We start from the raw sequence: 24,771 nt of genomic DNA, 5'->3' as shown, positions 1-24,771 counted from the left end.
ATCAGACTGGGCGCCCCAGCCGCGCCGCCGCCCGCCGGCCGGCCCAGAGCCCGGTCGCAAGGCAGGCGGTCAGCAGATAGCCCCCGGTCGGCGCCTCCCAGTCGAGCATCTCGCCCGCGACATAGGTGCCGGGCCGCGCCTCCAGCATCAGATCCGCGTCGAGCGCCTTCCAGCCCAGCCCGCCCGCGGTCGAGATCGCCTCGTCCAGCGGACGCGGCCCGGCATGGGCGACGGGCAGCGCCTTGATCAGCGCCGCCAGCGCCGGGCCCCCGGGCAGCGGGCGACCGAATTCCATCAGAAGCGCCAGCCGTGCGGGATCGAGCCCCAGCGCCTTGCGCAGATGGTTCGAGAGGCTGGCCTTGCCGCGCGGCCGCGCCAGACGTTCGGCGACCCAGGCCGCGTCGCGGTCGGGCAGCAGGTCTGCCAGAAGCGGCACCCCCTCGCGCAGCGGCCGCGACAGCGCATAGATGCCGCCGCCCTCGAGCCCCCGCGCCGAGATCACGAATTCGCCGCGATGCCAGCCCCCCGAGCCCGCCCGCAGCGCAACGCCCTTGACCGGGGCGCCGTAATGGCGCGCCATCGGCGCCGACCAGTCGACCTTCAGCCCGACATTGGCGGGACGGAACGGCGCCAGCGGCAGACCGGCCTCGGCCAGCGGCCCCGCCCAGGCCCCGTTCGAGCCCAACCTTGCCCAGCTCGCGCCGCCGAAGGCCAGGATCGTGACCTCGGCCTCGATGCGGCGCGGGCCGTCGGGCGTGTCGAAGACCGAGGCCGCGCCGTCCCATCCGGCCCAGCGCCAGCGTCGGCGCAGGGACGCCCCCTGCCCCGCCAGCCGCCCCAGCCAGGCGCGCAACAGCGGCGAGGCCTTCATCGCGGTCGGAAAGACCCGGCCGGTGCTGCCGGTGAAGACCGGCTGGCCAAGCCCCTCGGCCCAGCGGCAGACCTGATCGGGGCCGAAATCCGCAAGCATCGGGCGCAAGTGCGGCGCGGCCTCGGCATAGGCGGCAAGGAAACGGTCGAACGGCTCGGCCCGGGTCAGGTTCAGCCCCGACTTGCCCGCCATCAGGAACTTGCGCGCGGGCGCGGCCATCGCCTCAGCGATCGCGACCGGCACCCCCGCCGCGCCCAGCGCCTCGGCCGCCATCAGCCCGGACGGTCCCGCCCCCACGACCAGCGCGGGCAGCCGCTCGGCCTCTTGCCGTGCAAAGGCACCCGCTTCATTCTCATTGCCCATGACCCGGCCTCCGATCTGTCCGCTCTGCGACCGCCCGATCCCGCCCGGGTCACGGCAGAGCCTGCACCACCTGACGCCGAAACTGCGCGGCGGCAAGGGCGGGCCGACGGTGCTTCTGCACCAGATCTGCCATGACGCGATCCATGTCCGGCTGACCGAGACAGACCTGGCCCGCGATTTCGCCAGCATCGAGACGCTGAGGGCCCATCCGGGGCTTGCGAAATTCCTGGCCTGGGTGGCGAAACGCCCGCCCGGGTTCCATTCGCGGACGCCCGGGCCGCGCCGCCGCCGCTAGAACGCCACCCGGCGGCCGAGGCAGAGCGCCTTGATCGCCACGCGATGCTCCGGCGCGGCCGCCAGCGCATCGGCGGCCAGCCCGGCCGCCGTCGCCATCAGCTCGTCGCGCGGGACCAGCCGGTCGACCAGCCCGAAGGCCAGCGCCTCGTCGGCATCGAGCTTGGCACCGCCCATCAGCACCAGCTTGGCCCGCGACGGGCCCACCAGCGCGGCCAGCCGCCCCGGATCCGAGGGCTGCGGCAGGAAGCCCAGCTTCATCACCGGGTAGAAGAACCTGGCCTCGGGCACCGCGATCCGGAAATCGCAGGCCAGCGCCATGCCGAAGGCACCGCCCGCCAGCGTGCCGTTCAGCGCCGCCACCGTCAGCGCATCCAGCCCGGCAATGGCCGCCGAGACCCTCTCCCAGACGCCGTCGGTCGCCAGCCCGGCCCGCGCCTCGTCGAGATCGGCCCCGGCCGAGAACACCTTGCCCTCGCCGGTCAGAACCAACGCGGCGACGCCCTCGGCCTGGGCCTCGAGCGCGATTTCCTCGATCCGGACCAGCATGTCGCGGGTCAGCGAATTGGCCTTCTCGGGCCGGTTCAGGGTCACGGTCCAAAGCCCGCCCTCGCGGCGGAGCCCGATCATGTCGGCAATCCCGCCCGGCGCCGGATCGCGCGTTCGCGCAGCGACACCTGCTGACCGAGAAACTCGTCGGCATCGGCGCTGCACATCCAGAGCAGGGCCTGCGCCGGCCAGGCCGGCGGGACATGCTCGGACCAGTCGAGTCGGCTGACCGGGTTCACGCCGCTGTCGCGGATGGTCTTCTGCATGTCGGTCGCCACCGTGCCGGGCGACAGCGCCAGCGCCCGCACGCCCTGGCCGCGGCCCTCGTGATCGGCGCATTTGGTCAGCATCGCCACCGCCGCCTTCGAGGCGCAATAGGCGCTCCAGCCCTCCTGCGGGCTGGTCGCCGCGCCCGAACCGATGTTGAGGATGGTGCCGCCGCCCATCGCCGCCATCACCGGCAGCGCCGCGCGGATGCCGTGGAAGACGCCCTTGACGTTGATGTCGATGGCCGTCGACCAGTCCTCGGGATCGACCGCGTCGAGCCGTGCGATCGGGTCGACCACGGCGGCGTTGTTTACCAGCACGTCTATCCGCCCGAAGGCCTGCACGGTCGCGCGCACCGCGTCGGCGACCTGGGCGAATTCGGCCACGTCGCAGGGCAGCGCGATGGCGCGGGGGCCGCTATCGGCAATTTCCTGCGCAATGGTGCCGATGGCCGCCTGGCTGCGCGCGGCCAGCGCCACATGCGCTCCGGCCTCGGCGAAGGCCCATGCCGCGGCCGCACCAATACCGCGGCTGGCGCCTGTTATAAGGACGCTCTTGCCTGTCATTCCGGTCATCATGCTCTCCCTCGAACGGCTCTGCGGCCCCAAGTTCTAGCCCGCGAGGTCGATACAAGCCAGTGGAACGTGCCGTTGACTTGCCCCGACTCAGCACCGATGTATGCCCCGGATACGTAGACGAAAGGTTTGCCATGACGCTTCTGAAATCGGCCTCCGCCCTGGCCATCGCCACCTCGTTCGGCCTTGCGCTGCCCGCCGCGGCCGACGTGACCGCCGACGAGGTCTGGTCCTCCTGGCAGGCCCTCGCGCAAGGGTCGGGTCAGAGCATGTCCGGCACCGAAAGCCGCAGCGGCGACCGGCTGACCGTCAAGGACCTCCTGATCACCAGCACCGACGAGCAGGGCGGCTCGGTTCAGGTCGGGTTCGACAGCATCGTCTTTGCCGAACGGGGCGATGGCAGCGTCGCCATCGAGGTTCCCGAGACCTATCCGATGAGCGTCGAGATCCGCAATGCGAAGGGCGAGGTCACCGAGCTCGACTTCACCGTGAACCAGCCCGATTTCGAGATGATCGCAAGCGGGACGCCCGAGGCGCTGGTCCAGGACTTCAACAGCCCCGAGGTCACGCTGACCCTCGACCGCGTGTCGGGAGACGGGCCAGCCGATGTCGAGGCCAGCATGAAGATCGACGGGATGTCCGGCCATTACGCCCAGACCGAGGCCGAGCCCCGGGTTTTCGAAAGCGACCTGGCGATCGACCGGGTGCATCTGGAACTGACCGCGGAAGGCCGGAACGAAGACACCGACGTGAAACTGGTCGGCACCGTGCATGACGTGAGCTCGACGTCGGACAGCCGGATGCCGGTCGGCATCGACCCGACCGAACTGGCCGAGATGATGCGTGCCGGGCTGATGTCGCAGGGCGAGCTCGAGCATGGCGCGATGGCCTACGCCTTCGACCTCATCGAGGATGGCAACAAGACCCATGCCGAGGTTTCCGTCAATTCGGGGCGGATCGCCTTCGATCTCGGCGGCACCGGCGTAAGTTACGATGCGTCGGGCAACGAGACCCGGATGGCGCTGTACGATCCGCAGCTGCCGGTGCCCGAGATCGAGGCCAAGATGGCCGAAAGCGGGATCCACTTCGAGATGCCGCTGATCAAGGCCGATGAGCCCTCCGATTTCGGGCTGGGGATCCGCCTCAAGGATCTGACCGTCAATGACGAGGTCTGGGCCACGTTCGACCCGACCGAACAACTCCCCCGCGACCCGGCGACGCTGCTGGTCGATCTGGCGGGCAAGACGCGCTTGCTGACCGACTTTACCGATGCCGACGTCACCGAAAGCGACGGCATTCCGGCCGAGCTGGACGCGCTGAACGTCAAGGACATGCAGCTGAAGCTGGCGGGCGCCGATCTGACCGGCTCGGGCGCCTTCACCTTCGACAATTCCGACAAGGTGACCTTCGACGGCATGCCGCTGCCCGAAGGCAGCCTGTCGCTGCGGCTGGAAGGCGCCAATGCGCTGCTGGACAAGCTGGTCGCGATGGGGCTGGTGCCGGAGGATCAGGTCATGGGGCTGCGGATGATGATGGGCATGTTCGCGCGGCCCGGCGACGGTCCCGACACGATGGTCTCGGAAATCACCGTGTCCGACGGTGGCCAGGTCCGGGCCAACGGCCAGCGCCTGCGCTGACCCCGCGAAACGGCCCCCGGTGCAATCGATGCAGCCGGGGCGCCGTCCCGCACCAGCATGGCACCGCCCCCCTCGCGGTCTTGCGCAGGGGGGCGGTCCGTATTAGCTCAACCGACAGGCAAGCTCCGGAGGCCGCATGTCCGATGATCCGATCCCGTCGCTGACCCAAGCCCTGCTGGATGCGGCGCGACAGGCCGGAGCCGACGCGGCCGACGCGCTGGTCACGGCGGGCACCTCGCTGTCGATCGATGTCCGCGACGGACGGCTGGAACAGGCCGAACGCTCGGAAGGGATCGAGCTGGGACTGAGGGTGCTGATCGGCCGGCGCCAGGCCTGCGTCTCGGCCTCGGACAGCCGCCCCGAAACCCTGGCCGAAATGGCAGCCCGGGCCGTGGCCATGGCGCGCGAGGCGCCCGAGGATGCGACCGTCGGCCTGGCCGACCCGTCCGAACTGGCGCGGAACCGCGATGCCGGTTTTCTCGAACTGGCCGATCCTTCGCCCGAACCCGATCCGGCCGCGCTGGAGGACGACGCCCGCCGCGCCGAGGCCGCCGCCCTGGCCGTTCCGGGCGTGGCCCAGGTGCAATCGGCCAGCGCGGGCTATGGCCACCGGCGGATGATGCTGGCCGCCTCGAACGGCTTTTCCGGCAGCTATGCCCGCACCAGCCGCTCGACCTCCTGCGTCGCGATCAGCGGCGAGGGCAGCGGCATGGAGCGCGACTGGTGCGCCGAGAGCCGGACCTTCCAGGCCGAACTGCCCTCCGCCGACGAGATCGGCCGGATCGCGGGCGCGCGCGCCGCGGCCCTCGCCGGTGCGCGCCGTCCGAAAAGCGGCGCCTTTCCGGTCCTGTTCGACGAGCGCGTCGCCGCCTCGCTGATCGGGCACCTGCTGTCGGCGATCAACGGCACCGCCATCGTGCGCGGCGCCTCCTGGGCCCGCGATCTGATCGGCCGCGACGTGCTGCCCGCCGAGCTGTCGCTGATCGAGGAACCGCACCGCCCGCGGATCGCCGGGTCGCGCCCGTTCGATTCCGAAGGGCTGGCCACGACCCGCCGCGCCCTGGTCGAGAATGGGGTGCTGACCGGCTGGGTGCTCGACCTCGCCTCGGCCCGCAAGCTCGGGCTGAGCAGCACCGGCAATGCGGTGCGCCCGGTCTCGGGGCCGCCTTCTCCGGCGGCGGGCAACGTGACGCTGAGCCCCGGCGCACTCGACCGCGACGCGCTGATCGCCGAGATGGGCACCGGGCTTCTGGTGACCTCGCTGATCGGCAGCACGATCAACCCGACGACCGGCGATTATTCGCGCGGCGCCTCGGGCTTCTGGGTCGAGAACGGCCGGATCGCCTATCCGGTCAATGAATGCACCATCGCCGGTCACCTGCCGGAGATGCTGCGCCGCCTGCAGCCCGCGAACGATGCCCGGGATCACCTGTCGCGCCGGGTGCCCAGCCTTCTGGTCGAGGGGATGACGCTTGCCGGCGCGTGACCTCGCGCTGCTGACCACGGCAGCTCTCGAGGCCGGCAAGCTCGCCGGGCGCTACTGGTGCCGCGATCCGCAGACCTGGGAAAAGCCCGACCATCAGGGGCCGGTCTCGGAAGCCGACCTCGCCATCGACCGGATGCTGCGGCAGATGCTGACCGCCGCGCGCCCGGGCTATGGCTGGCTTTCGGAAGAGACCGAGGACGACCCGGCCCGGCTCGGCGCCGAGCGGGTGTTCATCGTCGACCCGATCGACGGCACCCGGACCTTTCTGGAGGGCGATCGCAGCTTTGCCCATGCGCTTGCGGTGGCCGAGGCCGGGCGGGTGGTTGCCGCCGTGGTGTTCCTGCCGCTTCGCGACAAGCTTTATTCGGCGATCCGGGGCGGCGGCGCCTATCTGAATGGCGCCGCGCTGAGGACCAGCAGCCGCAGCGCGCTGGACGGCGCCTCGGTGCTGGCCCCGCGCCCGGCGCTCGATCCCGGACACTGGACCGGGCCGGTGCCGCATCTGCACCGCGCGCTGCGGGCCTCGCTGGCCTACCGGCTGTGTCTGGTCGCCGAGGGCCGCTATGACGCCGCGCTGGCACTGCGCGACAGCTGGGACTGGGACACCGCCGCGGGCAGCCTGATCCTCGAGGAAGCGGGCGCGCGCATCAGCGACCGGCTGGGCGATCCGCTGGCCTTCAACACCCCGGTGCCGCTGTCGCGCGGGGTCGTGGCCGGCGCGCCCCTGCTGCATGCCGAGATCCTGTCGCGGCTGGCCTGAACGGGGCCCGGCCTGCAACCGATGCGCCCTTCCGCCGCGCCCGGGCTTGGTCTAGGCTGCGCGCGGAGCGAAGCGCATCATCCGGAGGCTCATATGACCCAGCGCCTGCATCTCGTCTTCGGCGGGGAACTGGTCGATCCGACCCATACGGTTTTCAAGGACGTCGACGACATCCACATCGTCGGCATGTTTCCCGATTACGAAACCGCCTATAACGCCTGGAAGGCCGAGGCCCACCGCACCGTCGACAACGCCCATATGCGCTATTTCATCGCCCATATCCATCGCCTGCGCGACGAGGAGGTCGAGGCCGGCCCGACCGAAGAGCTGGGCGCCTGACCCGACCCCGACTTGATGGCCCCGACGTGATGACACCGACCAGATGACGCTGACAAGATGACAGCGAACCGGGCAGAGCGCGATGCGGAGCCGGGCGGCAGATCCGATCCCGGGCCGCTGCTTTGGCTGCACAACCCACCGCCGGAGGACCGGTCCACCGCCGCCGAACTGATCCGCGAACTGGCGCAGGAACAGCCGGATCTGCGGGTGCTGGTGACCGGCCGCGATGCGACGCCGGACTGGCCTGCCCGTGCCCGCGGCCTGCCCGAGGTGATCGTCGATATCGTCCCCTCCGACGGGCATCGCGCAAGCGCGGCCTTTCTCGACTGCTGGCGCCCCGATCTGGGCGTGTTCTATCCCGACCATCTGCCCTCGACCCTGATCTCGCTGGCCAATACGCGGGGCACCGCCCTGTTCCTGATCTGCCGCGACCTGCCGCGATCCTGGCGCAGCCGCTGGCGCGTCGGCCTCGCGGGCACAAGGCGGCTTCTGCGCCGGTTCGACCGGATCTTCGCCCAGACCCCCGGCACCGCCGGAGAGCTGCGCGCGCTGGGGCTGCCGCGCTGGCAGATCAGCCCCTGCGGCCCGCTGTCGGAAGGCAGCGCCGCGCTGAGCTGCAGCGAGGCCGAACGCGACGCGCTGGCCGCGGTGATCGGCGGGCGCCCGGCCTGGCTGGCGGCCGCGACCCGGCCCGAGGAAGACGCGGCGGTGGTTGCCGCCCATGCCTGGACCACGCGCCATGCCCATCGCCTGCTGCTGATCCTCTGCCCCGACCAGCCCGGGCGCGGCCCGGCCCTGGCCGCGCGGCTGCGCGCCGATGGCTGGGACGTGGCCCTGCGCTCGGATGACGAGGAACCCTCGTCCGAGACCCAGATCTATGTCGCCGATACCGAAGACGAGGCCGGGCTCTGGCTCAGGCTTGCACCGGTCTGCTTCATCGGCGGCACCCTCAGCGCCAATGCGGGGCCCGACCCCTACCGGGCGGCGGCCCTCGGCTCGGCGATCCTGCACGGCCCCGCGACCGGCGCCCATCCCGACCATTACCGGCGGCTCTCGAACGCGCTGGCGACCCGCACCGTGCAGGACGGCGCCTCGATGGCCGAGGTGCTGGCCGATGTGCTGGCCCCCGACCGTGCCGCCGCCATGGCCCGCGCCGCCTGGGAGGTCTCGACCCAGGGCACGATGGCGACCGAGCGCGTGGTGCGCCGGATGATCGAGGCGCTCGACATGACGGAGACGGTCTGATGCAGGCTCCTGCCTTCTGGTATGCGCCGCCCGCGCGGCCCGGGCTGATGGCCCGTGCGCTGACCCCGCTGGGGCAGCTCTATGCCCGGGCCACCGCGAAACGGCTGGCGCAGGGCGAGGGGGCGCGGGTCGGCGTGCCGGTGATCTGCATCGGCAACATCAATGCCGGCGGCACCGGCAAGACCCCCACGGCGATCGCGCTGACGATGCGCCTGATCGCGCGCGGCGTCGCGGTGCATGTCGTCAGCCGCGGCCATGGCGGGCGCCTGACCGGCCCGGTCCGGGTCGAGGAGCGCCGCCACAGCGCCGCCGATGTCGGCGACGAGCCGCTGCTGATCGCGGCCTTCGCCCCGGTCTGGGTGGCCCGCGACCGCGCCGAAGGCGCGCGCGCCGCGGTTGCGGCCGGGGCGCAGGCGATCCTGCTCGATGACGGGTTCCAGAACCCGGCGCTGGTCCGCGACCTGTCGCTGGTGGTGGTCGATGCCGCCAAGGGCTTCGGCAATGGCCGCACGATCCCGGCCGGCCCCTTGCGCGAACCGGTCGCGGCGGGGATGCGCCGGGCCGATCTGCTGCTGTCGGTCGGCCCCGAGCCCGCCCAGCGCCAGTTCACCGAAAGCTGGGGCGGTCAGGTGTCCGTGCCGCGCATCACGGGCGCGCTGCACCCCTTGCCCACGGGGATGGACTGGCAGGGGCTCCGGGCGCTGGCCTTTGCCGGGATCGGCCATCCCGAGAAGTTCTTCGCCACCCTGCGCGGGCTCGGCGCCGAGCTGTTGCGGGCCGAGGCGCTGGACGATCACCAGCCGCTGACCTCGGCGCTGATGACCCGGCTCGAGACCGAGGCCAAGCTTCTGGGGGCGCAGCTTGTCACCACCGAGAAGGACGCGGTCAGGCTGCCCGCGAGTTTCCGCCGGAAGGTGCTGACCCTGCCGGTGCGGCTGGAGCTGGACGACTGGAGCGCTATCGACGCGGCGTTCGACCGGCTGGGGCTGGGCTCGGGTCGCTGAGCCCGGCCCTTATCTCGGCGCCGTCCTGATCGAGCCGGGGCGCGGCGCGATCGAGCACCAGCCCGGCCTCCGAGAACCGGATCGGCGTGCGTACCCCCGGCAGACCGTCATTCTCGACCACCAGACCGCGATGGCGGATCTGCGGATCGGCAAAGACCTCGTCCATGCGGTTGATCGGCCCGGCGGGCACGCCCTGGGCCTCGCAGGCGGCCAGCAGATCGGCCTTGTTGCGGGTCCGCGTCGCCTCGGTCAGGGCCTCGGTCAGCGCCTCGCGATGCGCCACCCGGTCGGCATTGCTGGCGAAACGCGGATCGGCGGCCAGTTCTGGCAGGCCCAGAAGGCCGCAGAGCCGGCCGAATTGCGCGTCATTTCCGACCGCGACGATGGCATGGCCGTCGGCGCAGTCGAAGACCTGATAGGGCGCAAGATTGGGATGGGTATTGCCGAGGCGGCCGGGAGCCGTGCCGGTGGTGAGGTAGTTCATCGCCTGATTGGCGGTGATCGCGGTCGCCACGTCGAAAAGCGCCATGTCGACCTGCTGGCCCCGGCCGGTCTCGGCACGCTGATGAACGGCGGCAAGGATCGCGGTCGCGGCATAGATGCCGGTGAAGACATCGGCGACCGCGACGCCGACCCTTTGCGGCTGGCCATCGGTCTCGCCGGTGATCGACATCAGCCCCGACATGCCCTGGATGATGTAGTCATAGCCCGCGCGATGGGCATAGGGGCCGTCCTGCCCGAAGCCGGTGATCGAGCAATAGATCAGCCGCGGATTGACCGCCGACAGGCCGGCATAGTCGAGCCCGTATTTCGCGAGCCCCCCGACCTTGAAATTCTCGATGACGATATCGGCCCCGGCCACCAGCCCGCGGACCAGCGCCTGGCCCTCGGGGGTGCGGAAATCGGCCGTGACGGACCGCTTGCCGCGATTGCAGGCGTGGAAATAGGCCGCCTCGCGGGTGCCGTCGTCGCGGGTGACGAAGGGCGGCCCCCAGCGGCGGGTATCGTCGCCCTCCGGGGCCTCGACCTTGATCACCTCGGCGCCGAGATCGGCAAGGATCTGGCCCGCCCAGGGGCCGGCCAGGATCCGCGCCAGTTCGACGACCTTCAGACCCGAGAGGGGCGCGGGCATTGGCTCAGCCGGCCAGCTTCTCGTCGAGGATTTCCTTGAGGTCGCGATAGCTCATGTTCTTGTAGAGCTGCCCGTCGATCACCATCGAGGGCGTGCCGGTCACCCCGGCCGCATCGACCGTCTTGTCCGAATTCTCGCTGAGCGCCTTGGCCAGCGCGGCATCGGTGAGGCACTGGTTCATCGCGTCCTCGCTGAGCCCCGCGGTCTGGCCGATCCGGCGCAGGTTCTCGGAGGTCTTCTGCGGGTCCTTCGGGTCGATCCAGTCCTTCTGCTTTTCGTACAGCATCGAAACGATGCCGAAGAACCGCATCTCGCCGCCGCAGCGCGCCAGAAGACCGGCCCAGACCGCGTAAGGGTCCCAATAGACCTCGCGATAGGTGAAATGGACCTTGCCGGTATCGATGTAATCGGCCTTCAGCCGCTTGAACACGTCCTCGTGGAAATGCGCGCAGTGGCCGCAGGTGAAGGAGGCGAATTCCTCCAGCTCGATCGGCGCGTTCGGATCACCCAGGGTGAAGGGCGCCACATCCGGCGTTTCCTCGGCCCAGGCGGCAGAGGAAAGCAGCGGCGCCGGGGCAAGGCCCAGACCCAGCGTCGAAAGCGCGGCCAGGCCGAGCGACAGCGTCAGTTTGCGGATCATGGAAGCGGTCTCCTTAGCGTTTCGGACGGGACAGAACCCGTGTCCCGAGATCTTGCAGGGCGGCCCTCAGCCCCTCGTCATGGACCTCGACCGTCAGGTCCGAGGCCACGGCGACGGTACCGGGATCGGGCGGGGGCGCGACCGGGCGCGGGGCCGGGGCGAAGGCGGCCTGGCCCTCGGCAAAGCCGGTCGGCGCGGTCTGGGTCAGACGGATGCGGGAAATGGCGGCATAGCCATAGCAGGCATTCACCTTCTCGCGGATGTCTTCCTTCTGCATCTCGAGCAGGGGCGCATGGGCCCCGGTCGTCAGCAGGGTAAGCGTGGCACCGAAACCCTCCTTGCGGCCATAGCGCACCTCGACCGGGCGGCAGACCCGCGCGATCTCGTCGCCGACCACCTCGGGCCAGTGGGTCAGCAGACGCGCGACCGCGAAGCCGCGCTTTTCGCCGGCCCGCCGGATCCGTCCCGAAAGCAGCATCGAGGCCCTTTCGAACCCGCGCATGCGCCGGCTGTCCTTCTCGGCTTTTCGCTGCATCCCTGTCATTTCCCTGGCCCGCGCCTACCTTATGCGGCAGCAGGGCGGCCAGCCAGCCAAATGACCGGGGCAGGAGCATAAAGATTGCGTGACGAGACGTTGAGTGCCGAGCTTCTGGCCTGGTACGACCGCCATGCCCGCGACCTGCCCTGGCGGGTCGGACCGGCGGCGCGGGCCGGGGGCGCACAGCCCGATCCCTACCGGGTCTGGCTGTCCGAGGTGATGCTGCAGCAGACCACCGTCGCCGCGGTGAAGGACTATTTCCACCGCTTCACGACCCGTTGGCCCGATGTCGGCGCGCTGGCCGCGGCCGAGGATGCCGATGTGATGGGCGAATGGGCGGGGCTTGGCTATTACGCACGGGCGCGGAACCTTCTGAAATGCGCCCGTGCGGTGGCCTCCGAGCATGGCGGGCGGTTTCCCGACAGTCACGCGGCGCTGCTGAGCCTGCCCGGGATCGGCCCCTATACCGCCGCGGCCATCGCCGCCATCGCCTTCGACCGGCCCGAAACCGTGGTCGACGGCAATGTCGAGCGGGTGATGTCCCGGCTCTACGCGGTCGAGACCCCGCTGCCCACCGCCAAGCCCGAACTGACCGCCCATGCCGCCCGGCTGACGCCTGTCGAGCGGCCCGGCGATCATGCCCAGGCGGTGATGGATCTCGGTGCCACGATCTGCACGCCCCGCAACCCCGCCTGCGGGATCTGCCCCTGGCAGGCGCCCTGCAGGGCGCGGACCGCCGGTATCGCGGCCGAGCTGCCGCGGAAGCTGCCGAAAAAGCCCAAGCCCATCCGCTTCGGCATCGCCTATCTCGGCCGCCGCAGCGATGGCGCCTGGCTGCTGGAACGCCGCCCTGCCTCGGGGCTGCTGGGCGGCATGCTGGGCTGGCCCGGCACCGACTGGGCCGAGACCGTGCCCGCGCCCGCCCCGCCCGTCGAGGCCGACTGGCATCCGCTGGGGGCCGAAGTACGCCATACCTTCACCCATTTCCACCTGCGGCTTGCGCTTTGCGTGGCCGAGCTTGGCCCCGATTGCACGCCCGGGCGCGGGCAGTTCCTTCCGCCCGACGCCTTCCGCCCCTCGGACCTGCCGACGGTGATGCGCAAGGCTTTCGACCTGGCCCGGACCGCCTTCGCCACCGCCTGACCCCGCCCCGGCAGCTCAGCGGGCCCGCCCCGGCGCCTCAGCGGGTCAGCACCGGCGCATCGCGCAGATAGCTGCCATCCTCGGCGGCATGGACGAGGAAATGCGCGACATCGCCGCGCGAGATCAGCCCGTTATGCCAGGTCTCGGGCTCGACATGCACCTCATAGTCATGGCTGGGCGCGGTCGAGGTCAGGATGCCCGGCCGGACGATGGTCCAGTCCAGCCCTGATTCGCGGATCAGCCGTTCCTGCGCGGTCTTGTCGGCATAGGCCCGCGCCAGCACCGCCTTGAAGCCCAGCTTCTCGACGGTGCTCATCTTCGCCTTGCTGTCGCCCGCACCGAATCCCGTCACCGCCAGCAGGCGCCGGACCCCGGCCGCCGACATCGCGGAAAGCAGCACCCGGGTCGTGTCCGAGAACAGCGTCGTCTTCCGCATCATCGCGGGCAGCGTCTTAGGCAGGCCCAGCGCGACGATCACCGCATCGACCCCCTCGACCGCAGCCTTGACCTCGGCCGCGTTGCGCGCGTCGCCGGTAAGCTTTTCCAGCTTCGGATCGTCGATCTCGATGGATTGCGCGCTTGGCGCGAAGGCGCGGATGTCATGGCCGCGGCCCAGCGCATAGCGCACGGTCTCGAGGCCGATCCCCTTGCTTGCTCCGATCACCAACAGTTTCATGCGTCACCTCCTGACCTAGGAGATAGGCCCGGCGGGTCTGCTTCGACAGGAGGGGTGGGAGAGCGGCAGCGGCAATCCGCCGGCCAAGGGCAGCGGGCGGGATCGCGCAAGGCTGTCGCGGCGGCGCCCGACCCGGTGAGGGGGGCCGGGCGCCGGAACGGCTTTGGGTCAGTCGTGCATCTGGGCGCGGACCTGCTGGCGCAGCACGTCGATCGGCACCATCTGGCCCTCGCGGTGGTAATGCCAGTAGGTCCAGCCATTGCAGCTGGGCGCGCCCTCGAAGGCGGCGCCGACCTGATGGATCGAGCCGGTCACCGCCTCGCCCACCAGCGTGCCGTCGGCCCGCACCTTGGCGGTCTTGCCGCGCGGCGACATCAGCACCTCGCCCGGACGCAGCAGCCCGCGCTCGACCAGCTGGCCGAAGGGCACCCGGGGCTCGGCGCGTTTCGAGGCCGAGACGACCAGCGCCTCGCGGTCGAACTTGCGCACCTTGGCCAGACGCCGTTCCGCGACCTTGCGATAGGCCTCTTCGCGCTCGATGCCGATGAAGTCGCGGCCCAGCATCTTGGCGACGGCGCCGGTGGTGCCGGTGCCGAAGAACGGATCGAGCACCACATCGCCGGGATTGGTCGTCGCCAGCAGCACCCGGTGCAAAAGCGATTCGGGCTTCTGGGTCGGATGCGCCTTGTCGCCCTTGTCGTCCTTCAGCCGCTCATGCCCGGTGCAGATCGGCAGCACCCAGTCCGAGCGCATCTGCACGCCCTCGTTGAGCGCCTTGAGCGCCTCGTAATTGAAGGTGTATTTCGCGCCTTCCGATTTCGAGGCCCAGATCAGCGTCTCATGGGCGTTGGTCAGCCGCTTGCCGCGGAAATTCGGCATCGGGTTCGACTTGCGCCAGACCACGTCGTTGAGAATCCAGAAGCCCAGATTCTGCAGCTCGGCGCCCATCCGGAACACGTTGTGATAGCTGCCGATCACCCAGATCGCGCCATTGGGTTTCAGCACCCGGCGCGCGGCGGCCAGCCAGTCATGGGTAAAGCGGTCATAGGCGGCAAAGCTGTCGAAGCGGTCCCAATCGTTATCGACCGCATCGACCTTGGAATTGTCGGGGCGGTGCAATGCGCCCTTCAGCTGCAGGTTGTAGGGCGGATCGGCAAAGATCAGATCGACGGAGCCTTCGGGAAGGCTGTTCATCTCCGCGATGCAATCGCCGGACAAAATCGTGTTGAGCGGGAGCTCGGGCGCTCCCTTGGTCCTGGTCATCGGTGTCACACTGCCTCTGTTCGCGCCGTTCTTCGGCGTCGTTTATGGAGATCCAATGTGAGTCAAAGGCGATTCGTCGTCAATTTCTTTTTTGAATCAGGGGTTTACGCTTTTTTCTTGCCACAAGATATTGTGCACCGGCCTGAACGAACGTCTATGGTGTGGGCTGACCCCCAGATCTCGGAGCGCCTGCAGATGCTGCCTGGTCGGATAGCCCGCGTTCCGCTCCCAGCCATAGCCCGGCCAGTGTTGCGCAAGCTCCGTCATCACCGCGTCGCGGGCGACCTTGGCCACGATCGAGGCGGCCGCGATCGACAGGCAGCGCGCATCGCCCTTGACGAGGCAGAGGCCGTCGCAGGGCAGCGCCCTGGGCATTCTGTTGCCGTCGATCAGGGCGAGATCGGGCATGGCGGGCAACGCGGCCAGCGCCCGGCACATCGCCAGATGGCTGGCCTGGAGGATGTTCATCTCCTCGATCTCGCCGGTGCTGGCCTCGCCCAGCCCGACCAGCGCACGCGCGTGGATTTCGGCGGCAAGCCCCTCGCGGCGACGCGCGCTCAGCGTCTTCGAATCGCGCAGCCCGTCGGGGATGTCCTCGGCGACAAGACAGACGGCGGCGGCCATGACCGGCCCGGCCAGCGGGCCGCGGCCGACCTCGTCGACCCCGGCGACAAGGCGCACACCGCGGGCGAAGGCTTCGGTTTCCAGCGAGAAATCGGGACGAACGGCAGTCATGGTCGCATCACAAGCGCCAATTGCCTGCGCGGGCAAGGGCGAATCCGGACAGCAGGAACGGATGGAGGGGTTTGGCCCCCGCGCGAATCTGCCCCGCCCCGTGCCCGCCTCGGCTGCGCCGGACACCGGTCCGGTCATCGGCATGGGCAAGGCGAAGCATGGACATTGCGTTTGCCCCGGCCGGGCAGCGCGCAGAGGAGGAGCAGAGGCGCAGGCCCGCCCGACGAAGGCCGCGTCCGGAAAAGGCCCGATCCGCCCGCTGCCAGGTCTCGACCCCGGCCATGCGGGCGCGCGGAATACCGGGCGTCGCGGCTCCCCGGCCGGGACCGGACCGGTGCGGGAGCCCGGGCGACGGATGACGCCCGCCGTTCCGGGCCGCCTTGACGACATGGCGTTCGATGCCCTTCACGATGATGAGACGCGCGGACGAACGTCGCCATTCGCTCGGCAGGCTGCTGGCGAAGCCGGCCCCTTCCGCGAGGCGGGCGAGCGCCGCCCGGACCGGCCCGAGCGCGACGACGAAAAGCGGACGATGATCCGCCGTCTCACGATGTGGCCCTTGCACCCGGCCGGGGTAGGACATCCGCCCTCGGTCGGTGCAGCGAGGCCCGGCCCGGCGATACGCGACAACACCCGGATAACGGCGGCCGGACGGACGGTTGCCATTGAATAGCGGCGCCCGCTGGACCATGCTCCGGGCCATGATGCTGCGTCCGATCCTTGCCTGTCTCGTCCTGGCCGCGCTGAGCGGCCCCGCCGCGGCCAGCTGCTATGCCGATTACAAGGCCAAGCAGGACAATCCGCTCCGGCTTCATTACGGCGTGATCGAACTGCCCGACGCCGCCTGCGACAGCCGCGACGCCGCCACCCGCGAAATCGACCGCCGTATCCGCCGGGGCGGCTGGCAGCTTCTGAACGTGATGTCGATCTTCGGCGCCAGCGGGCTTGGCGAGCGCAAGGCCAGCGCCGGCGGCTATTTCCTGAAATACTGATAACAGGCGGCCGATCTGGCCCGTGACCGTGCCAGGGCCTCCGGTCCGGACCCCGGAAAGGCACGGAGATCTGCCGGGCTCATGCGCTCGGCACTGGACCCGCGCGCCCGGCTTGGGCAGGATCGCTTCATGCATATCCGGACCGGTCTTCTCTGCCTTCTGCTCTGTCTCGTCCCGCTGCGGGCTGCCGCCGAGGACGTGCTGCTGCGAAGTTCGTCCCTGCTGCCTGCCGCATATGACAGCTATCTGGCGCTGAACCTCAAGCTGCCGCCCCAGAACCGGACGCTGCCGCTTGTCGGCGACCGGGGGCTGCGCTCGGGCGGACAGGTTCTGCGCCATCTGGCCGGGCAGCAGGCGGTGAACGGTTTCGATGGCGTGCTATACGACAATCGCGACCACGGCCATTCCTCCCTGCCCGAAGACCTCTTTCCCCGGCTCGACCGGCTCGTCTATGACAAGACGCTGCGCAAGGCCCGGGCCGATTACGGGCTCGCGGGCAAGATCCTTCTGCCGGCGGTGGTGTTCGGCAATTCCTCGACCTCGGTGACCACGGGCCCGGCCAAGCGCAGCCTGCCGCGACTGGCGATGACCTCGCCGGGCGGCCCCGAGCGCAGCGCACAGCTTTACGAGAACAACCACCTTTACGTCTATCCCGAGCATCGCGACCATGACGAGACCGACCGGTTTCCCGCGAACTGGCCCTACATGCTGATCAGCCAGGGCTCGTCGGGCTCGGACCAGCCGTTTCTTGCCGCACTGGCGATGACGCTGGCGGCGTTCCCGCCCGACACCTTCGCAGCCCTGCGCGACAATCGCCTGATCGCGCCGACGCTGCAGATGATCCTGCGCCGCAGCTATGCCCCGGTGCGCAGCCGCGCGGCCTATTTCACCGCCGCCGCGCATCCGGTCGTGTTCGAGGGCGACGCTCTGCGCCCGGGGCGGATGATGGGCGAGGCGGCGGCCATGCGGCCGGATGCCATTCCGCCGATGGTGCGGCTGCGGGTCGAACAAGACGGGTTCGGCAAGGCCGAGGGGCTGGCGCGACTGTCCGAGCGGCTGTTCGACACCGACGGCGCGATTGCCCGGATCTGGCGCAATTTCGACTGGTCGCGCGAGATCACGGTCAGCGCCGCTGCGACCCGCGACCCGAACGGGCGCGCGCTGACCTTCACCTGGGCGCTCTTGCAGGGCGATCCGGCCCGGGTCCGGATCGAGCCCCTGGATCCGGAGGGCAGCCGGGCCCGCATCAGGGTGGCCTGGCACGATCCCAAGACGGTGCTGACCCGCGACCGGACCGGCTATCACAACCGCAGCCTGTCGCGGGTCGAGATCGGCGTCTTCGCCTCGAACGGGGTTCATGACAGCGCGCCCGCCTTCGTGACGGTGTTCTTCCCCGATCACCAGAAGCGGGTCTATGCAACCTCGGGGGCAGGCGGCATGCGGCTGGTCTCGGTCGATTACGACGCCATCGGGCGCGACGCCTATTATGACCCGGTCCTGTTCTGGTCGGCGCCCTGGACCGACCGCGCCGAATATGACGGCGCAGGCGCCCGGACCGGCTGGACCCGGATCGGCCATGACGGCAATACAAGGACGCTTCCGCCCGAAATCGGCGAGGGCGTCTACCAGATCGAACGGCTGCAGCCCGAGCGACCCTACCTGATCATGCCCTGACCGGGGCGGCTCAGCCGTTCCAGCAACTGGCCGGAAGCCGGAAGATCCGGATCCGCTTGCCGCGATAGGCGCCGGTCTCGGGGGCGAGATCGGCCAGCGGCGTCACCCCCTCGGCACAGGCAGGAGGAGTGCCCCCCGCGACATAGAGGACATCGCCCTCGAGGTCGTCCGGCAGCGCATGGCGCAGCGCGTAATGGTTGGGTGCGCGCCCGGCCGGCGGCGGCGCATATATCGAGACGCCGCGGTCGCGCCCGGTATAGAAGAGATCGGCCAGCAGGTCGCGATTGTCGGCCATGATCGCGCTGTCCCCGTCCGCCTCGGCGATGTCGAGGATCGTGGTGCTCATATCGGCGCGGCCGAGATAGCGTTCGAGCAGCGGGTGACCGCCAAGGCTCGCCACCGGGGCGAAGACCCCCAGGACAGGCAGCGCCAGCGCCACGGTTCCGTTGATCGCGAAAGAGCTGATCCGCCAGCCCCGGCCAAGGCGCGGCAGCACCGCCAGCGTCCCCGCCAGATAAGCGGCCGCGGCCCAGTTGGCATAGGCCCCCGACAGCAGTGCCTCGACCGAGACGATGGCCACGACAGGCAGCGCGAAGACCAGCATCAGCCGGGTCGGCGCATCCTGCCGCGCCCAGCGCAGGACGCCCCAGAGCAGCGCCGCGAACAGCACCGGTCCGAAGACCGCGAACTGGCTGCCCAGAAACTCGGTCAAGCCCGAAATGTCGAAGCCCGCCCGCTCCGACGGCGCGCGCACCCAGTCGGCATTGTCGAGCGTGTGCTCGAGCGTGGTCATGCCGTTCTGCAGGTTCCAGATGACATTGGGCGAGATCGTCGCCGCGAAGGCCAGAAGCGCCAGCCCGGCATCGCGCAGCCTTGGCCGCGCGGAGGGGATCAGCAAGGCCGCCAGCGCGGCACAAAGCGGATAATAGATCGCCGCGTATTTCGAGAGGAAGGCCAGCCCCAGCGCCACGCCCGCGGCCAGCGCCCAGCCCGGTGCGGAACCCGGCCGCGACAGCATCTTGATCCAGAAGCCCAGCGCCAGCGCCAGGAACGGGAACATGATTGTATCGGTCGAGATCAGGATCGAGCCCACCGCCACCATCGGCAGCGTGACATAGCCCAGCGCCACCCATATCGCCGCGCGCGCGCCCCAGAGCCCGGCCGCGATCCGGCCGAGGATCAGTGCCGTCGCGGCATGAAACAGCGGCGCCGGCAACCGCACCCAGAACGGCGCATCGCTGCCGGCAAGCTCAGTCGCGGCCCGGATCACCCAGCCGATCATCGGCGGTTTCGAATAATAGCCGAAGGCCAGCTCGCGCCCCCAAAGCCAGTACTGGGCCTCGTCGACGAAAAGGTCCATCCGGTTCAGCCAGAGCAGCCAGACCCGGAGCGCGGTCACGGCCAGAACGACGGCCGCGGCCGGTCCCAGCCAGCCGTGACGATCAGGCGTTGCGGCGCCGGTGCGCATGTATCAGCCAGAGATTGCGGGTGTAGATGAAGACCCCGGTCACCTGACCGAGGATGAAGACCGGGTCCTTGCGGTAGATCGCATAGGCCAGAAGGATCAGCCCGCCCGCCATCGAGAAATACCAGAAGGCCACCGGCACGACCGAGTTGCGGGCGCGTTCCGAGGCGATCCATTGCACGAGGAAGCGCGCGGTGAACATGAGCTGGCCGCCCAGCCCGACAACGACCCACCAGAATTCGACCCAGCTGTGGACATGCAGCCAGCCGAAGACGGTCTCAATTGCCATGAGGCAGCTCCTCGGCGGCCCGCGCCTTCTTGCGGCGGCGGATCAGCCAGGACACCCCGATCAGGTCATGGGCACCGACCAGCGCGCGCTGCAGGTTGCTGTAATTCGACGTCCCGGCATGGCGCTCGCGATGGCTGACATCGACCAGCGCGATCTCCCAGCCGTCGCGCCGGAACAGCGCGGGCAGATAGCGGTGCATGTGATCGAAATAGGGCAGCGTCAGGAACAGGTCGCGCCGGAAGCCCTTGAGACCGCAACCGGTATCGCGGGTGCCGTCCTTCAGCAGCCGGCTCCGGATCGCATTGGCCGCGCGCGAGGCCCATTTCTTCGAGGCGGTATCCTGCCGCCCGACGCGCTGGCCCGCCACCAGGCCCAGCCGGCCGGTATCGTCAGCCAGGAGCGGCGCCCAGAGCTTCGGCAGCTCGGCGGGCGGGTTCTGGCCGTCGCCATCGAGCGTGCAGACCACCGGCGCGCGCGCCGCCAGCACGCCGCTATGGACGGCCGCGCTCTGCCCGCCGGAATTCGGGTGGCGCAGCAGGCGCAGCGACGGGTCGGTCTTCATCATGTCGGCGACGATGGCCGCGGTGGCATCGGTCGAGCCGTCGTCGACGACGATCACCTCATGGCTGTCGAGCGCCGCGCAGGCCTCGGCGATTTCTCCCAGAAGGAAGGCCACGTTCTCGGCCTCGTTCTTCATGGGGATGACGATGGAAACGGCTGGCATGCAGGCCTCTTTGCGGCACCGGAGCGATTGGCCGCGCTTAAACCTGATCGCGGACGGCTTGTCCACATCTGGCAAGGTCGGCGCGCAGGGTGTCGCCCGGATCGATCCGCGGGCTCAGCGCCACCCGTTCGCCCTTGCCGGGCAGGCCCTTCTCGACGCAATCCGCGATGATCTTTGCCGCGCGACGGCCGATCTCGCGGCGCTGGATGTCCATCGTGGCCGGGCGCAGCGGCAGACCGCTCAGCAGCTCGATGCCGTTGAAGCCCGCCAGCCCCAGCTTGCCCGGCACGTCGAAGCCGCGCTCCAGACAGTAAAGCAGCCCGCCCGCCGCGATCATGTCATTGGAGAAGTAAAGAAAATCGAGATCCGGGTGCCGGTCCAGAAGCGCCCGCGTCATCTCGCGCCCCTTCTCGAGCCCCGATCCGCCCGAATAGAATTCCTGGTCGACAATCTCGAGCCCCGCCCGGGCCAGCGCCCCGGTGAAGCCCTCGAACCGTTTGCGCGCCCGGTGGTCCATCGGCATCTTGGTGCCGAGAAAGCCGATCCGGCGATAGCCCGCCGCGGCGATGGCCCGCGCCATCTCGGCCCCGGCGCGGCGATGCGAAATGCCGACAACCGAGTCGATGGGCTCGCCGTCGAGATCGAGGATCTCGACCACCGGGATCCCCGCCGCGCGCAGCATCGCCCGGGTCGCCTCGGAATGTTCGAGCCCGGTCACGATCAGCCCCGAAGGCCGCCAGGACAGCATCTCGAACAGCACCTTCTCCTCATGCGGCGGGTCATAGCGCGACAGGCCGAAGACCGGCTGCAACGGCGTATCCTCGAGCACCTCGTTGATGCCTGCCAGCACCTCGGGAAAGACCATGTTCGACAGCGACGGGATGATCACCCCGACCAGGTTCACCCGCTGGCTGGCCAGCCCGCCCGCGATGCGGTTGGGCACATAGCCCAGCCGCTTGGCCGCCTCGAGCACCCGGGCACGGGTCTTTGCCGAGACATCGCCGCTCTGCCGCAGCACGCGGCTCACCGTCATTTCGCTGACGCCCGAGGCTTCGGACACGTCGCGCAGCGTCAACGGTCGGCGCGGTCTGTCGGGCGGGTCTGCGGTCACGGGTCGACGGGTCCTTCGGGGGCTGGTCGCATCAGTTAAGCGGGAATGTCCCGGAAGTCCAAGCCGAAGCGGTCTTGCAACCGCGGCGTTTTCCGGGGAAAAGACGGGCATGGACCCGTTGCCCGACCCGATGGGCAATCCCCTTCCGCGCGGAGGGTGCGGGGCCGCAAGAAGATGAAGAAACCGACGGCCAGGAAAAAGGCAGCCTCGCGCGCCCCATGTTCCGAACCGTTCGAAGGTTAACACAGGCCCCGTGGCTCAACTGGATAGAGCAATCCCCTCCTAAGGGATAGGTTGCAGGTTCGAGTCCTGCCGGGGTCACCACCTCTAAAAATTACCCCTAAAAGACAGCTACTTGCGCATCCAAGTTGGAACTCGATCCGACGAGTTGGAACTTTGGGGTTCGGGGTCTGTTCCCGCCAGCATTCGTCGGCGATCCGCGCCGCGGCTATAGTGCTGAACCTCTGACAGCGACTCGTGCCCCAGCCATGCGGCGCGCTGGTCGGGTGTGGCACCGCGTTCGGCCATGATCTGGGCGCGGGTCTTTCGCAGTCCGTGGGCCGACCGCCCTCCCGTTATGCCAGCGGCGCGCGCCGCTGCGGAAAACCATTGGCTGGCCGCCTTGATTGACCTGGGGCGGCCTTGGGCGGTGACCATCCAGACCGCATGGCGGTCGGCCTGTTCCCTGAGGGCAGAAAAAAGATGGACGCGATCAGATGGCTCGGCCCATTCTGGAGCTGCCGCGGTAAAGGGAACGTCAACCTTCCCGCCTGTCTTCGACTGCCGATAGCTCAGCCAGCCATCGGCGTCGACCATGCCCGGCCCCAGCCGCACCGCATCCGACATGCGCGCGCCCGTCCAGAACAGCAACTCGAACGCCAGGCGTTGTGATGTTGCGTGCGGCCATCTGGCGCGGAATTTTGCGATGTCGTCGCGCGACCATGGCAGGTGGCCTTCAGTCGGTAATACGCGACGCGTGCGGACCGGGCTTGCCGCATCTTCTTCGGCCAGCCCGGCCTCTTGCCACCAGCGACACAGGCCGCGCCAGCATTTCAGGCGGTTGTTGGCAGGGTGCGGTGGTCGGCCTTCAAGATCCGCGCGGATATGGTGGGGGCGCAGATCGCGTACCAACCCCGAGCCATAGCGACCTCGAATATCATCCAGCATGATACGCCTCCGCGTGCGCGTACCGGCGGACAAGGACAAGAATGCATCGGACTTGAGGTAATCTGCGATCCCGGCGGAGATCGAGCCCGCGCGAGGGGAGGGCAGAGGCGCCACGGAAAGACCGGCGGCACGGGCATAGGCGGAAAGAAAATCCGGATTAGACGGCGGCAGATCCGGCAGCGGAACGCCTTTCTGACCCTTGGGACGGTAATAATAGCGGACATTCCCGCTGGGCCATCGCCCCGAGGCGTTAAGGTGCTTCAGGATGCCTTTTCCATGAACAGCGCGTCGCATGTGTTGCCTTGGTCCGTTTCTCCGTGTGTCGGCAGGTCGTCAGCATAAGCGTCGAGATCGCGCCGATCCCACACCCGTTTCCCATCAAGCCGCTTCGATGCAATTGGAAGCATGCGCAGTTTCGAAGCTGAAATGCCAAGATAATGCGCCGCCTGCCCGGCAGGCATCAGTCTGGGCGAAAAATCAAGCGTCATGGGCATAGCTCGCCCTCCTCCCCCCTGTCTTTCTCCGCAGCGACCACCTCAAGTCGGCATAGGTCCCAGCATCCGCGCTGCGCTGGCATGTGCAGATCGAGGGGCGGAAGCTGGTGGATGTCAGGCATCGGGCTTTCCTTCCTTCATGGCGCAATCGACCAGTTCGGCGACGGCTTCGCGGAAAGCCTTGTCGGCGGGCTCTTCGACCGGCTTCGGAAAGGCGTCCGAGGCCCGGCAGATACCGCCGCCGCATCCCTGCCCCTCGGTCACCAGCTCGCCGCAGGCGGGACAGATCCGGGGTTCGGCGGGCGGTTGAAGGCGGCGGCGCAGATCCAGCCGCCCGCCGACGACGCCTCGCCGCTGATCCGGGCGGTCTTTGCCCATGCGGTGGGGCGGCAGGCGCTGGCCGAGGGCTGGGCGCCCGAGCTCCTGGACGATCTGCGCCACAACCGCCGCTGGCCGCGCAGCTATGCGCTGGGGCAGATCCGCCAGGCGGCGGGCGAGGCGCTGCGCCGCCATGCGCATCTGGCGGGCGCCGGTCCCGGGCAGCTCTCCCCGGCCGAGGCCGCCTGGCTGCGGGACCGCGAGGCCCGCCTCGCCCACTGCCGCAGCATCGCCGATCTCGCGGGGGCATCGGCATGACGGCCGCGCTCCGCTCCCCGCTGCGGCCTACACCGCGCAGCCGCCGGGCGATGCCGGTTCGGGAGGCGCTGGAATGGGCTTTCGGCACCGAATGCGCGCGGCTCGACCATGACGAGATCGAAGCGGTCGCCGGCACCGGCTGGCGCCCCTTCGGCATGGAATATGTGGCCCTCGAACGCGCCCAGCTGGGCACGCGCGTCGACACGAGCCGCGGCCGGTCCCGCCCGCATGACGATGCCGAGCTGATCGCGACCGTGGTTCGGAACACGCTGCCCTGGTACGCGGCCACGCTGGTCGCGGATCTCGCCCGCGCGGGCCGCACCCCCGACTGGATGCCCGATGCCCGCCCGCGGCTCCGCCCGGTCGAGTGGCAGCAGAACCAGCACCGCGCCTATGGCCGGGCCTGCGACAGCGCAGAGCTTCCGGACGGCTGGCAACCGATCCCCCGCCGTAACCGCAAGGGCGTGATCGTCCAGGACGCGGTGCGCTTCACGCCCTGCCATTGGGGTCCGACGCCCGCCCGGATCGCGGCGGCGCGGCGGGCATATCTCGACTGGTGGGGCTATCTGCTGGCGGTGCAGGCGGCGCTGATGGGAGCCGGGTTCGCGCGGGTCGTGGTCTTGCGGGACATGCCCCCGATGCAGCCTTGGGCGTAACAAAGCGGAAGTTGAGCGGCCTCCGCCTGGGGAGCTGCTACAAAAG

At 69.5% G+C, this 24,771-nt stretch carries 28 protein-coding genes and 1 tRNA gene; 13 read left to right on the top strand and 16 right to left on the bottom strand.

The genetic code is table 11. The features are described from left to right. Position 1: 1 nt before the first annotated feature. Positions 2-1,234 (bottom strand): TIGR03862 family flavoprotein, encoded by a 1,233-nt coding sequence (locus tag A6W98_RS05040; RefSeq protein WP_042458646.1) that lies wholly within the window; start codon positions 1,232-1,234, stop codon positions 2-4. Between A6W98_RS05040 and A6W98_RS05035 the strand changes: the two genes are divergently transcribed. Continuing rightward, positions 1,233-1,529: an HNH endonuclease family protein gene (locus A6W98_RS05035; RefSeq protein ID WP_042458643.1), complete on the top strand. Its 297-nt coding sequence runs from the start codon at positions 1,233-1,235 to the stop codon at positions 1,527-1,529. The two genes, A6W98_RS05040 and A6W98_RS05035, sit on opposite strands and share 2 nt — an antisense overlap. Here the strand turns inward: A6W98_RS05035 and A6W98_RS05030 are convergent. Both A6W98_RS05030 and A6W98_RS05025 read right to left on the bottom strand, forming a co-directional pair. Continuing rightward, on the bottom strand, positions 1,526-2,158 hold the full coding sequence (locus tag A6W98_RS05030) for an enoyl-CoA hydratase/isomerase family protein (protein WP_042458641.1): 633 nt from the start codon (positions 2,156-2,158) through the stop codon (positions 1,526-1,528). The two genes, A6W98_RS05035 and A6W98_RS05030, sit on opposite strands and share 4 nt — an antisense overlap. After that, positions 2,155-2,919, bottom strand: coding sequence for an SDR family oxidoreductase (locus A6W98_RS05025; protein ID WP_042464575.1), 765 nt, complete (start codon positions 2,917-2,919; stop codon positions 2,155-2,157). The genes A6W98_RS05030 and A6W98_RS05025 overlap by 4 nt, the downstream gene beginning before the upstream one ends. Positions 2,920-3,053: 134 nt before the next feature. On the opposite strand from A6W98_RS05025, the gene A6W98_RS05020 reads away from it, so the two are divergent. From A6W98_RS05020 to lpxK, 6 genes are all read left to right on the top strand, one after another. Beyond that, positions 3,054-4,556: a DUF2125 domain-containing protein gene (locus tag A6W98_RS05020; protein ID WP_042458638.1), complete on the top strand. Its 1,503-nt coding sequence runs from the start codon at positions 3,054-3,056 to the stop codon at positions 4,554-4,556. Between the two features lie 136 nt (positions 4,557-4,692). Beyond that, positions 4,693-6,042 carry a TldD/PmbA family protein gene (locus tag A6W98_RS05015; protein ID WP_042458636.1) on the top strand — a complete coding sequence of 450 codons (1,350 nt, stop codon included), beginning with the start codon at positions 4,693-4,695 and terminating at the stop codon, positions 6,040-6,042. Then, the gene (locus tag A6W98_RS05010; RefSeq protein WP_042458634.1) at positions 6,029-6,802 is read left to right on the top strand and encodes a 3'(2'),5'-bisphosphate nucleotidase CysQ; all 774 of its coding nucleotides are present in this window, start codon (positions 6,029-6,031) and stop codon (positions 6,800-6,802) included. The genes A6W98_RS05015 and A6W98_RS05010 overlap by 14 nt, the downstream gene beginning before the upstream one ends. Before the next feature lie 93 nt (positions 6,803-6,895). Further along, on the top strand, positions 6,896-7,141 hold the full coding sequence (locus A6W98_RS05005; protein WP_042458631.1) for a DUF4170 domain-containing protein: 246 nt from the start codon (positions 6,896-6,898) through the stop codon (positions 7,139-7,141). Between the two features lie 57 nt (positions 7,142-7,198). Further along, positions 7,199-8,386 (top strand): 3-deoxy-D-manno-octulosonic acid transferase, encoded by a 1,188-nt coding sequence (locus tag A6W98_RS05000; protein ID WP_042458629.1) that lies wholly within the window; start codon positions 7,199-7,201, stop codon positions 8,384-8,386. After that, positions 8,386-9,390: a tetraacyldisaccharide 4'-kinase gene (gene lpxK, locus A6W98_RS04995; RefSeq protein ID WP_042458626.1), complete on the top strand. Its 1,005-nt coding sequence runs from the start codon at positions 8,386-8,388 to the stop codon at positions 9,388-9,390. The genes A6W98_RS05000 and lpxK overlap by 1 nt, the downstream gene beginning before the upstream one ends. Here the strand turns inward: lpxK and A6W98_RS04990 are convergent. From A6W98_RS04990 to A6W98_RS04980, 3 genes are read right to left on the bottom strand one after another with little or no spacing between them, the layout of a single operon-like run. Then, positions 9,344-10,522 (bottom strand): CaiB/BaiF CoA transferase family protein, encoded by a 1,179-nt coding sequence (locus tag A6W98_RS04990; RefSeq protein WP_042458623.1) that lies wholly within the window; start codon positions 10,520-10,522, stop codon positions 9,344-9,346. The genes lpxK and A6W98_RS04990 overlap by 47 nt on opposite strands. Before the next feature lie 4 nt (positions 10,523-10,526). Continuing rightward, a complete protein-coding gene (locus A6W98_RS04985) occupies positions 10,527-11,162 on the bottom strand; it encodes a DsbA family protein (RefSeq protein WP_042458620.1) in 636 nt (211 codons plus the stop codon). A gap of 13 nt (positions 11,163-11,175) precedes the next feature. Then, positions 11,176-11,664 (bottom strand): DUF721 domain-containing protein, encoded by a 489-nt coding sequence (locus A6W98_RS04980; protein WP_081252027.1) that lies wholly within the window; start codon positions 11,662-11,664, stop codon positions 11,176-11,178. Between the two features lie 117 nt (positions 11,665-11,781). Between A6W98_RS04980 and mutY the strand changes: the two genes are divergently transcribed. Further along, complete coding sequence (gene mutY / locus A6W98_RS04975) at positions 11,782-12,843, top strand: A/G-specific adenine glycosylase (RefSeq protein ID WP_042458614.1); 1,062 nt, start codon at positions 11,782-11,784, stop codon at positions 12,841-12,843. A 37-nt stretch (positions 12,844-12,880) separates the two neighbouring features. Here the strand turns inward: mutY and A6W98_RS04970 are convergent, their stop codons facing one another. From A6W98_RS04970 to A6W98_RS04955, 4 genes are all read right to left on the bottom strand, one after another. Further along, a complete protein-coding gene (locus A6W98_RS04970) occupies positions 12,881-13,519 on the bottom strand; it encodes an NAD(P)-dependent oxidoreductase (protein WP_042458611.1) in 639 nt (212 codons plus the stop codon). A gap of 168 nt (positions 13,520-13,687) precedes the next feature. Next, positions 13,688-14,782: a site-specific DNA-methyltransferase gene (locus A6W98_RS04965; protein ID WP_042458608.1), complete on the bottom strand. Its 1,095-nt coding sequence runs from the start codon at positions 14,780-14,782 to the stop codon at positions 13,688-13,690. Between the two features lie 96 nt (positions 14,783-14,878). Continuing rightward, positions 14,879-15,517 carry a ribonuclease HII gene (locus A6W98_RS04960; RefSeq protein WP_042458605.1) on the bottom strand — a complete coding sequence of 213 codons (639 nt, stop codon included), beginning with the start codon at positions 15,515-15,517 and terminating at the stop codon, positions 14,879-14,881. Between the two features lie 7 nt (positions 15,518-15,524). After that, the gene (locus A6W98_RS04955) at positions 15,525-16,100 is read right to left on the bottom strand and encodes a hypothetical protein (RefSeq protein ID WP_042458602.1); all 576 of its coding nucleotides are present in this window, start codon (positions 16,098-16,100) and stop codon (positions 15,525-15,527) included. A gap of 118 nt (positions 16,101-16,218) precedes the next feature. Here A6W98_RS04955 and A6W98_RS04950 point away from each other — a divergent pair, with 118 nt between their 5' ends. Next, a complete protein-coding gene (locus A6W98_RS04950) occupies positions 16,219-16,509 on the top strand; it encodes a hypothetical protein (RefSeq protein ID WP_081252026.1) in 291 nt (96 codons plus the stop codon). 81 nt (positions 16,510-16,590) lie between these two features. After that, positions 16,591-18,183, top strand: a complete 1,593-nt coding sequence (locus A6W98_RS04945; RefSeq protein WP_052677929.1) for a hypothetical protein — start codon at positions 16,591-16,593, stop codon at positions 18,181-18,183. A gap of 10 nt (positions 18,184-18,193) precedes the next feature. On the opposite strand, the gene A6W98_RS04940 is transcribed toward A6W98_RS04945, so the two are convergent. Genes A6W98_RS04940 through A6W98_RS04925 form a run of 4 tightly spaced genes read right to left on the bottom strand, consistent with a single transcriptional unit; the run spans position 18,194 to position 21,772 of the window. Then, a complete protein-coding gene (locus tag A6W98_RS04940) occupies positions 18,194-19,651 on the bottom strand; it encodes an ArnT family glycosyltransferase (RefSeq protein WP_052677928.1) in 1,458 nt (485 codons plus the stop codon). Continuing rightward, complete coding sequence (locus A6W98_RS04935; protein ID WP_042458596.1) at positions 19,626-19,937, bottom strand: lipid-A-disaccharide synthase N-terminal domain-containing protein; 312 nt, start codon at positions 19,935-19,937, stop codon at positions 19,626-19,628. The genes A6W98_RS04940 and A6W98_RS04935 overlap by 26 nt, the downstream gene beginning before the upstream one ends. After that, complete coding sequence (locus A6W98_RS04930) at positions 19,927-20,661, bottom strand: glycosyltransferase family 2 protein (RefSeq protein ID WP_081251781.1); 735 nt, start codon at positions 20,659-20,661, stop codon at positions 19,927-19,929. The genes A6W98_RS04935 and A6W98_RS04930 overlap by 11 nt, the downstream gene beginning before the upstream one ends. Before the next feature lie 37 nt (positions 20,662-20,698). Further along, complete coding sequence (locus tag A6W98_RS04925) at positions 20,699-21,772, bottom strand: LacI family DNA-binding transcriptional regulator (protein ID WP_042458590.1); 1,074 nt, start codon at positions 21,770-21,772, stop codon at positions 20,699-20,701. A 247-nt stretch (positions 21,773-22,019) separates the two neighbouring features. On the opposite strand from A6W98_RS04925, the gene A6W98_RS04920 reads away from it, so the two are divergent. Next, positions 22,020-22,096 (top strand) — tRNA-Arg (locus tag A6W98_RS04920). Between the two features lie 27 nt (positions 22,097-22,123). Here the strand turns inward: A6W98_RS04920 and A6W98_RS20200 are convergent. Beyond that, a complete protein-coding gene (locus A6W98_RS20200; protein WP_168161813.1) occupies positions 22,124-22,939 on the bottom strand; it encodes a tyrosine-type recombinase/integrase in 816 nt (271 codons plus the stop codon). 260 nt (positions 22,940-23,199) lie between these two features. Then, complete coding sequence (locus A6W98_RS20195; RefSeq protein ID WP_060833355.1) at positions 23,200-23,433, bottom strand: hypothetical protein; 234 nt, start codon at positions 23,431-23,433, stop codon at positions 23,200-23,202. Positions 23,434-23,544: 111 nt separating this feature from the next. Here A6W98_RS20195 and A6W98_RS04915 point away from each other — a divergent pair, with 111 nt between their 5' ends. Together A6W98_RS04915 and A6W98_RS04910 are read left to right on the top strand one after the other, a co-directional pair. Next, the gene (locus tag A6W98_RS04915) at positions 23,545-24,069 is read left to right on the top strand and encodes a hypothetical protein (protein ID WP_052677927.1); all 525 of its coding nucleotides are present in this window, start codon (positions 23,545-23,547) and stop codon (positions 24,067-24,069) included. After that, positions 24,066-24,725, top strand: coding sequence for a hypothetical protein (locus A6W98_RS04910; RefSeq protein ID WP_042458587.1), 660 nt, complete (start codon positions 24,066-24,068; stop codon positions 24,723-24,725). The genes A6W98_RS04915 and A6W98_RS04910 overlap by 4 nt, the downstream gene beginning before the upstream one ends. Positions 24,726-24,771 lie beyond the last annotated feature (46 nt).

The organism is Rhodovulum sulfidophilum DSM 1374 (assembly GCF_001633165.1).
Classification (GTDB): domain Bacteria; phylum Pseudomonadota; class Alphaproteobacteria; order Rhodobacterales; family Rhodobacteraceae; genus Rhodovulum; species Rhodovulum sulfidophilum.
The sequence above is the reverse complement of the archived record's forward strand: the minus strand, read 5'-3'. Positions and strand labels throughout refer to the sequence as shown.